The 7696-nt window shown below is 68.2% G+C and carries 9 protein-coding genes and 1 pseudogene; 3 read left to right on the forward strand and 7 right to left on the reverse strand.

Features of this window, described 5'->3' with window-relative positions:
• Window positions 1-533 (forward strand): YgfZ/GcvT domain-containing protein (locus I71_RS07605; RefSeq protein ID WP_375731179.1); only part of this gene is annotated, 533 nt, incomplete at its 5' end.
• A 95-nt stretch (window positions 534-628) separates the two neighbouring features.
• The gene (locus I71_RS07610; RefSeq protein ID WP_042693448.1) at window positions 629-1180 is read left to right on the forward strand and encodes a PRC-barrel domain-containing protein; all 552 of its coding nucleotides are present in this window, start codon (window positions 629-631) and stop codon (window positions 1178-1180) included.
• A gap of 42 nt (window positions 1181-1222) precedes the next feature.
• Here I71_RS07610 and I71_RS07615 read toward each other — a convergent pair whose 3' ends face one another.
• From I71_RS07615 to crcB, 4 genes are all read right to left on the reverse strand, one after another.
• Complete coding sequence (locus I71_RS07615) at window positions 1223-1918, reverse strand: ATP12 family chaperone protein (protein ID WP_042693450.1); 696 nt, start codon at window positions 1916-1918, stop codon at window positions 1223-1225.
• Between the two features lie 3 nt (window positions 1919-1921).
• Entirely contained in the window at window positions 1922-2458 is a 537-nt protein-coding gene (locus I71_RS07620) for an HAD-IA family hydrolase (protein WP_244433699.1), read from the reverse strand.
• Window positions 2459-2608: 150 nt separating this feature from the next.
• On the reverse strand, window positions 2609-3673 hold the full coding sequence (locus I71_RS07625) for an RluA family pseudouridine synthase (RefSeq protein WP_042693452.1): 1065 nt from the start codon (window positions 3671-3673) through the stop codon (window positions 2609-2611).
• A complete protein-coding gene (crcB, locus tag I71_RS07630; RefSeq protein WP_042693454.1) occupies window positions 3673-4074 on the reverse strand; it encodes a fluoride efflux transporter CrcB in 402 nt (133 codons plus the stop codon). Before crcB ends, I71_RS07625 begins: the two co-directional genes overlap by 1 nt.
• A gap of 109 nt (window positions 4075-4183) precedes the next feature.
• On the opposite strand from crcB, the gene I71_RS07635 reads away from it, so the two are divergent.
• A complete protein-coding gene (locus tag I71_RS07635; RefSeq protein ID WP_042693456.1) occupies window positions 4184-4750 on the forward strand; it encodes a cysteine hydrolase family protein in 567 nt (188 codons plus the stop codon).
• A gap of 8 nt (window positions 4751-4758) precedes the next feature.
• Here the strand turns inward: I71_RS07635 and I71_RS07640 are convergent, their stop codons facing one another.
• From I71_RS07640 to I71_RS07650, 3 genes and pseudogenes are all read right to left on the reverse strand, one after another.
• Complete coding sequence (locus tag I71_RS07640; RefSeq protein WP_042693458.1) at window positions 4759-5616, reverse strand: dienelactone hydrolase family protein; 858 nt, start codon at window positions 5614-5616, stop codon at window positions 4759-4761.
• 121 nt (window positions 5617-5737) lie between these two features.
• Window positions 5738-6478, reverse strand: a complete 741-nt coding sequence (locus tag I71_RS07645; protein WP_042693460.1) for an ABC transporter ATP-binding protein — start codon at window positions 6476-6478, stop codon at window positions 5738-5740.
• Window positions 6471-7695 (reverse strand): annotated as a pseudogene (locus I71_RS07650) (lipoprotein-releasing ABC transporter permease subunit). Before I71_RS07650 ends, I71_RS07645 begins: the two are co-directional and overlap by 8 nt.
• Window position 7696: the final 1 nt, after the last annotated feature.

Raw genomic sequence — 7696 nt, forward strand, 5'->3', positions numbered from 1 at the left:
GCCCATTGGGGGGGGCATGGCTTTCACCGACCCGCGGCTGCCGGCGCTGGGCGCCCGCTTGTTCCTTGCCCGTCGACGGGATTGCGGCGCTTGACGCGGCCGGGCTGGCCCCGCGGGACAGTGGGGATTACGATCGGCTGCGCCTGTCGCTCGGCATCCCCGACGGAACGCTGGACCTGATCCCGGAAAAATCGATCCCGCTGGAAAGCCGGATGGATGCGCTGAACGCCATCTCCTGGGACAAGGGCTGCTACATGGGGCAGGAACTGACCGCACGCACCAAGTACCGCGCCCTCATCAAGAAGAAGCTGTTCCCGGTCTCCATCGACGGGCTGACGCCGGAGGCCGGCACCCCGGTCACGCTGGACGGGAAGGAAGCCGGGGAGGTCCGCAGCGGCCGCGATGGCGTGGCGCTCGCCCTGCTGCGGCTGGAGTATGTGCAGCGCGCGGCCGAGAGCGGCCTGACCTTCCAGGCCGGGCCGGCGGTTCTGACCCCGCGCGAGCCCGAATGGGACCGTACCACGAAGGGCTAGTCCCACACCGAAAGAATTCCCGGAAGACGTGATCAAACGGGCGGCGCTCCTGTTGTTCCAATGTCCTCAGACACAACGACAAAGGAGCCACCCCCATGCGTCGCACCCTGATCGTCACCGCCGCCTCGCTGGCTCTGATGACCGGCGCCGCCGTCGCGCAGACCTCGTCGCCGACCGTGGGCAACCCGTCCTCGTCGACCTCCAGCATGTCGAACAGCGCGTCGCCGGACAGCGCCACCGGCAGCAGCGTGACCAAGTCCGGCCCGACGGGCGGCCAGCTCGCCAGCGCCGACGAACTGATCGGCAAGAACGTTTACGGCCGTGACAACAACAAGATCGGTGAGGTTGACGACGTCATCCTCGACGGCACCGGTCAGGCCAAGCAGCTGGTGATCAGCTCAGGCGGGTTCCTCGGCATCGGCGAGAAGCAAGTCGCGGTCGACTACAGCGCCGCCAATTGGGATTCGCAGAACAACCGCCTGAACCTCGCCGGCATGAGCCGCGAGGACGTCAAGGCGATGCCGGACTTCAAGTACGACGACACGATGACGTCGCTGAACAAGACCCGCAAGCCGGCGGAGAAGGAAACGGTCGCCCCGGGCGCCGCTCCGACCACCGGTTCGACCGGCGGCAGCACGTCGCAGTAAGGCTCTTTGCGGCTTGAGGCGGGGGCATGACACCCCCGCCGGTTACCCCCGCAGCAAATCCACAAACCGCCGGCAGGCCACGATCTCCGCACGCACGTTCGCACGGCGCTTCGTGGCCTCGGCGTCCTCGCCCCATTGCTCGATCTGGTAGGTTTCGTCCAACTGCGAGACCTCGAAAGCCTCTTCGGCGCTCAGCCGACCGTCCAGCAGCGCCAGCGCCACGATGATCGACCCGCAGACGCCGGTCGCGGTCTGCAGCGCCGACAGAGTCCAGTCGTCCGTCCGCTCCACCACCCGGTGCAGGGCGGCCAATGCCTCCTCCGGCTGAGGCTTCGGCATCAGGCCGGCGCAGACATGCAGAGGCGCATCATAGGTCAGTGCCGCCCAATCCAGCAGCGGCTGCCAGAGCTGCGCCTGCCGCTCCACCAAAGGCTGGGGATGCTCGGCGCGGTAACACAGCAGGTCGGTGCCGGCGTAGGCGCTGATGGCGGGAACGATCTCCGGCCGTTTGGCCGGGATCAGGTCGACGGCGGTGCTCGACAGCTGCATCAGCGGCATGGAGTGGGCGTCGATCTGGTCGCCCTGCGCATCCCATTCGTCGGCGACTCCCAGGGCCAGCAGCCGGCTGGGGAAGACCAGCGGTGCCTTGGCCGGGCTGCGCACCGGACGGCCGTCCAGCTCGACCCGGAAACCGCCTTCGGTCTCGCCGACCCCCGCCGCCTTGTAGAAACGCTTCATCGCTTACCCTTCCAAAAGCTCCAGCACCGCCGTGGCGACGTCGCGCCCGCGGTGGACGATGCGGTCGGCCCCGGCCCGCTCCAGCTCCGGCACCGCGTGATAGCCCCAGGAGACGCCGACCGACCGCACCCGCGCGTTGCGGGCCATTTGAATGTCGTAGGTGGTGTCGCCGATCACAACCGTCGCCGCCTCGTCCGCGCCGGTCTCGGCCAGCGCGCGCTGGACCATGTGCGGGTTCGGCTTGCCGGGACCGACGTCGGCGGTCTGCAAGGTGACGAAGCGCCCGCTCAACCCATGGCCCTTCAACACCGCGTCCAATCCACGCCGCGACTTGCCGGTGGCGACGCCCAGCAGCACCCCCGCCGCCTCCAGCGCCGCGAGCGAGTCGAGGATGCCCGGAAACAGCGGCTCGTCCACCTCGCCCCGACCGCGTGCGCTGGAAAAGGCGCGCTTGTAGCTCTCCACCACCGCGACATGCAGCGCCGCGTCGCCCTGCGGCAGCAGCAGCGCCACCGCCTCGACCAGCGACAGTCCGACCATGCGACGGGACATCCGCCGGGTCGGGTTCGCCCAGCCCATGTTCGGCCCAGGCCTGGGTCATGGCGTCGATGATGGCGAACTGGCTGTCGACCAACGTGCCGTCACAGTCGAACAGGGCAAGGCGCAGCGGGGATCTCGCTTGAGGTCCCATCACTCGAAATCCTCGAACGGGTCGTCGCGCAGGTTGGGGCTGAAGCCGAAATACTTCCAGGTCGCCTGCATGTGGTCCGGCAGCGGCGCGGTCACATCGATGGTCTTGCCGCCGCGCGGGTGCGGCAGGATCAGCCGGCGGGCATGCAGGTGCAGCTTCTTCGCCACCTCGGCGCCAGCCAGGAAGGCGCCCTGGCCGGCATATTTGCCGTCGCCGAGGATCGGCGTGCCGACGGCGGCCATATGGACGCGCAGCTGGTGGGTGCGGCCGGTCAGCGGCCACATGGCGACGAAGGCCGCCTGCTTGCCGACATTCTCCTGCACCGAATAGACGGTGACGGCCCGCTTGCCCTCTTCCTTGTTCTCCGCCACCCGTTCGCCATGCGGGCCGCCTTCCTTGGCCAGCGCCAGATCGATCTTGCCCTGGTAGGGCTTCGGCACGCCGACGGTGGCGGCCCAGTAGATCTTGCGCACGGCGCTGCCACGGAACAGCTCGGTCAGCTTGCTGGCCGCGAAGGTCGTGCGGGCCAGCAGCAGGACACCCGAGGTGTCCTTGTCCAGCCGGTGAACCAGCTTCGGCCGCTCGTTGCCGTCGAAGCGCAGGGCATCGAGCATGGCGTCGAGATGCTTGGAGGTGCCGGTCCCGCCCTGCACCGCCAGACCGGCCGGCTTGTTGATGGCGATGACGTCGGCGTCGCGGTAGAGCACCAGCGCCTGCAGCTCGGCGATCTGCTTGTCGGACATGCCCTTGGGCTTGCTGCTCCCCTGACTCGGTCCCTTGACCGGGGCGGCCCAGGCGGCCAGCGGTGGGATGCGCACACCCTGCCCGGCCGCCAGACGCGACGACGTCTCCGCCCGCTTGCCGTCGATGCGGACCTGACCGGTGCGCAGCAGCTTCTGCAGGTAGCTGTGGTTCACGTCGGGGAAATGCCGCTTGAACCAGCGGTCGAGCCGCATGTCGGCCTCGTCGGCCGTCACGGTGCGAGTTTCGACCTTGCTGTCGCTTTTGGCTTCGGTCGCGCCGTTGTCGGCGGTATCGCCAGCGGGCTTGGAGGAGTCAGTCATCAGAGGGACACCGAAACAAGAGAACGCACGGCCCACAGGCCGGCAAAGAAGCCCACCACGCTGAACAGCGTCGAGGCGAGGAAGTATCCCGCCGCCGCAGCGATCTCGTCGCGGGCGACGAGGACGCCGATGTCCAGCGTGAAGGAGGAGAAGGTGGTGAAGCCGCCCAGGATGCCGACCAGCAGGAAGGCGCGCAGTTCCGGCGACGGCGACCATGTCAGGCTCGCCAGTTCCGACAGAACGCCCATCACGGTGCAGCCGATGACGTTGACGATGATCGTCCCCACCGGAAAGCGGGTGCCGACCCATTGTGTGATCGCAAGCAGCATCACGTATCGCGCCACCGAGCCGGTGGCGCCGCCAACTGCGACGGCGAGCAATGACAGGGGGGATGCGAGCACGACGCCTCCGAACGAGCGCTGGGACAGGGAAACGAGGGTGGAGCGCCGGATTAGAGCCAGAAACCGGCGGACTTGTCACGCGATGGACAATCGCGGCAGGATCGCAGGCATGGAAAGCTCGCCCCCCAATGCCGCATTGCTGATCGTCGACCTGCAAAAGGCCATCGACGACCCGCGCTGGAGCCGGATCGGCCCGCGCAACAACCCGCAGGCGGAGGCCAACGTCGCCGCATTGCTGGCCGCGTGGCGGCGGGACGGACGCCCCATCGTCCACATCCGCCACGATTCGGTGGAGCCGGACTCGAGCTATCGCCCCGGCGGCCCCGGACATGCCTTCAAGGAGGAGGCGATGCCCCTCCCGGGCGAAACGGTGATCGGCAAGCGGGTGAACAGCGCCTTCATCGGCACCGAGCTCGACGAGTGGCTGCGCGGCCGCGGCATCGCCACGCTGGTGGTGGCCGGCGTCATCACCAACAACAGCGTCGAGGCCACCGTGCGGATGGCCGGCAACCTCGGCTACGACGTGCGTCTGGTCGCCGATGCCTGCTTCACCTTCGCCCGGCTCGACCGGTCGGGCCGGCTGCGCACGGCGGACGAGGTCCACGACCTGTCGCTCGCCAACATGGACGGCGAATATGCGACGGTCGTGGACACGGCGGACGTCCTGGGCTGTTGAATGCCCCCTTACGCCAGCTTCGCCTTCAGGAACTCCACCGTCCGCGTCCAGGCCAGATCGGCGGCGTCCTTGTTGTAGCGCTCGGCCGAGGTGTCGTTGTGGAAGGCGTGGTTGACGCCCTCATACATGTAGATCTGGTGCTCGACATGGGCCTTCGTCAGCGCCTCGTCATAGGCGGGGATGCCGGCGTTGAGGCGCTGGTCCAGCCCGGCATAATGCAGCAGCAGCGGCGACTTCACCGTGGAAACCAGCGCCGGGTCGGGGGTCGGCCCGTAGAAGGCGACGCCGGCCTTCAGGTCGGGCGCCTTGATCGCCAGCCGGTTGACCATGCCGCCACCCCAGCAGAAGCCGACCGCCCCGACCTTCGCCGAGGAATAGCGATAGGCCATCAGGTAGCTCATCGCCGCGACGAGGTTGTTGACCGTCTTGTCGGCGTCGAGCTGGCCGATCATGTCGCGGGCCTTGTCGGCGTCCTGCGGCGTACCGCCCAGCGGCGACAGCAGGTCCGGCGCCAGCGCGACGAAGCCTTCGGTGGCAAGCCGGCGGGTGACGTCCTCGACATAGGCGTTCAGGCCGCGGTTCTCGTGGATGACCACCACCGCCGGCGCCTTGTCCGCCAGTTTCGGCCGGGCGATATAGCCGGACACGTCACCCGTCGCCCCCTGGAAGGTCACCTTCTCGGCCGCCAAACGGCTGTCATTCTCCGCCACCACGGCGGCACGGGCATAGTTCGGCTCGATTGCCGCCAGGATCGCGGGAATGGCGGCCGCACCGCCGGCCAACGCCGCCAGCCGCTCCAGGAAGACCCGGCGCGGCAGCGGCGCGTGGGTGTATTCGTCGTAAAGGTCGATGATCCGCTGATCCATCCCCGATGCCCCCTGTTTTGCCTCGTGCCGCAGCTCAGCCGGCGCGGTCGCGCATGAGAGTGGGGGCACCGGGTCCGGTTGGCAACCGGGGGAAGGACCCGATTTCGGCCTATGACACTGCTTATGAGGCTTCCGGCACCACCTCGCTCAACGGCACCAGCTCCGACGGCTGGTACTCCACCAGAAAGCCGTCACGCATTTCCAGCACCCGGTCCATGCGGCGGGCAAGGTCCAGATTGTGGGTCGCCACCAGCGCCCCCACCTTGGCCTGCCGGACGATGGCCGACAGCATGGCGAAGACATGCTCCGCCGTGTGCGGGTCGAGATTGCCGGTCGGCTCGTCGGCGATCAGCAGGGACGGGGCGTTGGCCAGCGCACGGGCGATGGCGACGCGCTGCTGCTCGCCACCCGACAGGCGGGCCGGACGGTGGGTGCCGCGCTGCTCCAGCCCGACCATGCGCAAGAGTTCGTCGGCACGCTGCCGGGCAACCGACTTCGACACGCCGGCGATCATCTGCGGCAGGACGATGTTCTCCCTTGCCGAGAATTCCGGCAGCAGATGGTGGAACTGGTAGACGAAGCCGATGGAACGGCGGCGCACCTCGGTCCGTTTGCCGTCGTCCAGGTTGGACACGTCGGTGCCGGCGACATGCACGGTGCCGCCGGTCGGGCGCTCCAGCAGGCCGGCGATGTGCAGCAGCGTCGATTTGCCCGCCCCCGACGGACCGACCAGCGCCACCAGCTCCCCGGCGCCGACGGTCAGGTCGACTCCGCGCAGCACCTCCAGCGTCTCGCCCGCCTGTTCGAAGCGGCGGACGATGCCCTTCAGCTCCAGCATCGGTTGCATGACGGCGTCACTCATAGCGCAGGGCCTCCACCGGATCGAGCCGGGCGGCGCGCCAGGACGGGTAGATGGTGGCGGCGAAGGACAGGCCGAGCGCCATCAGCGTCACCTGGATCACCTCGCTCCAGTCGATCTTGGCCGGCAGGTGCGACAGGAAATAGATCTCGGCATTGAACAGGTTGGTGCCGGTCAGACCCTGGATGACCTGCCGGATGCTCTCGATGTTCAGCGCGAAGGACACGCCGAGCGCCAGCCCCAGCAGCGTCCCCGTCACGCCGACACTGGCGCCGGACAGGAAGAAGATGCGCATGATCATGCCGCGGGTCGCCCCCATGGTGCGCAGGATCGCGATGTCGCGCCCCTTGTCCTTCACCAGCATGATCAGGCTGGAGATGATGTTGAAGGCCGCGACCATGATGATCAGCGACAGGATCAGGAACATCACGTTGCGTTCGACCTGGAGCGCCGTGAAGAAGCCGGAATTGGACTGCTGCCAGTCGACCACCCTGCCCTCCCCCGCCACCGCCGACTGGACGGCGGCGCGGGCCGCGGCGATCTGCATCGGATCGCTGACGAACACCTCCAGCGAGGTCACGGCGTCGCCGGTGCGGAAGAAGGCCTGCGCCTCCTCCAGCGGCAGGAAGATGAAGCTGTTGTCGTATTCGAACATGCCGACGTCGAAGATCGCGCCGATGGGATAGCTGCGCATCCGCGGCACGGTGCCGAAGGCGGTGACGTTGCCCTGCGGCGCGATCAGGGTGATCTGGTCGCCGATGGTCAGGCCCAGACGCTGGGCCATGCGCACGCCGATGGCGACGCGGTCCTCCCCGAACTCGTCGACCGAGCCGCGGACGATGTTGCTGGCGAGCGTCGGCCGCACCTTGAAGTCTTCCGGCCGCACGCCGCGGATGACGGCGCCCGACGCGGCGCCGCGCACCGACACCAGCGCCTGCCCCTCAACCGTCGGGGTGACGTTGACCACGCCCGGCGTGTTGCGCAGCTTGCCGGCCAGGATGTCGAAGTCCGGCAGCGGCCCGCCGCGCGAGCTGTAGACGTTGAGGTGGCCGTTGAGGCCGAGAACCCGGCCCAGCAGTTCCGCCCGGAAGCCGTTCATCACCGCCATCACAATGATGAGAGTCGCCACGCCGAGCGCGATGCCCAGCAGCGAGAACCCCGCGATGACCGAGAGTGAACCCTTCCTGGCGACGCGCCCGAAGGTAACGCATCGCGACCATG

Source organism: Azospirillum sp. B506 (assembly GCF_000333595.1).
GTDB lineage: Bacteria > Pseudomonadota > Alphaproteobacteria > Azospirillales > Azospirillaceae > Azospirillum.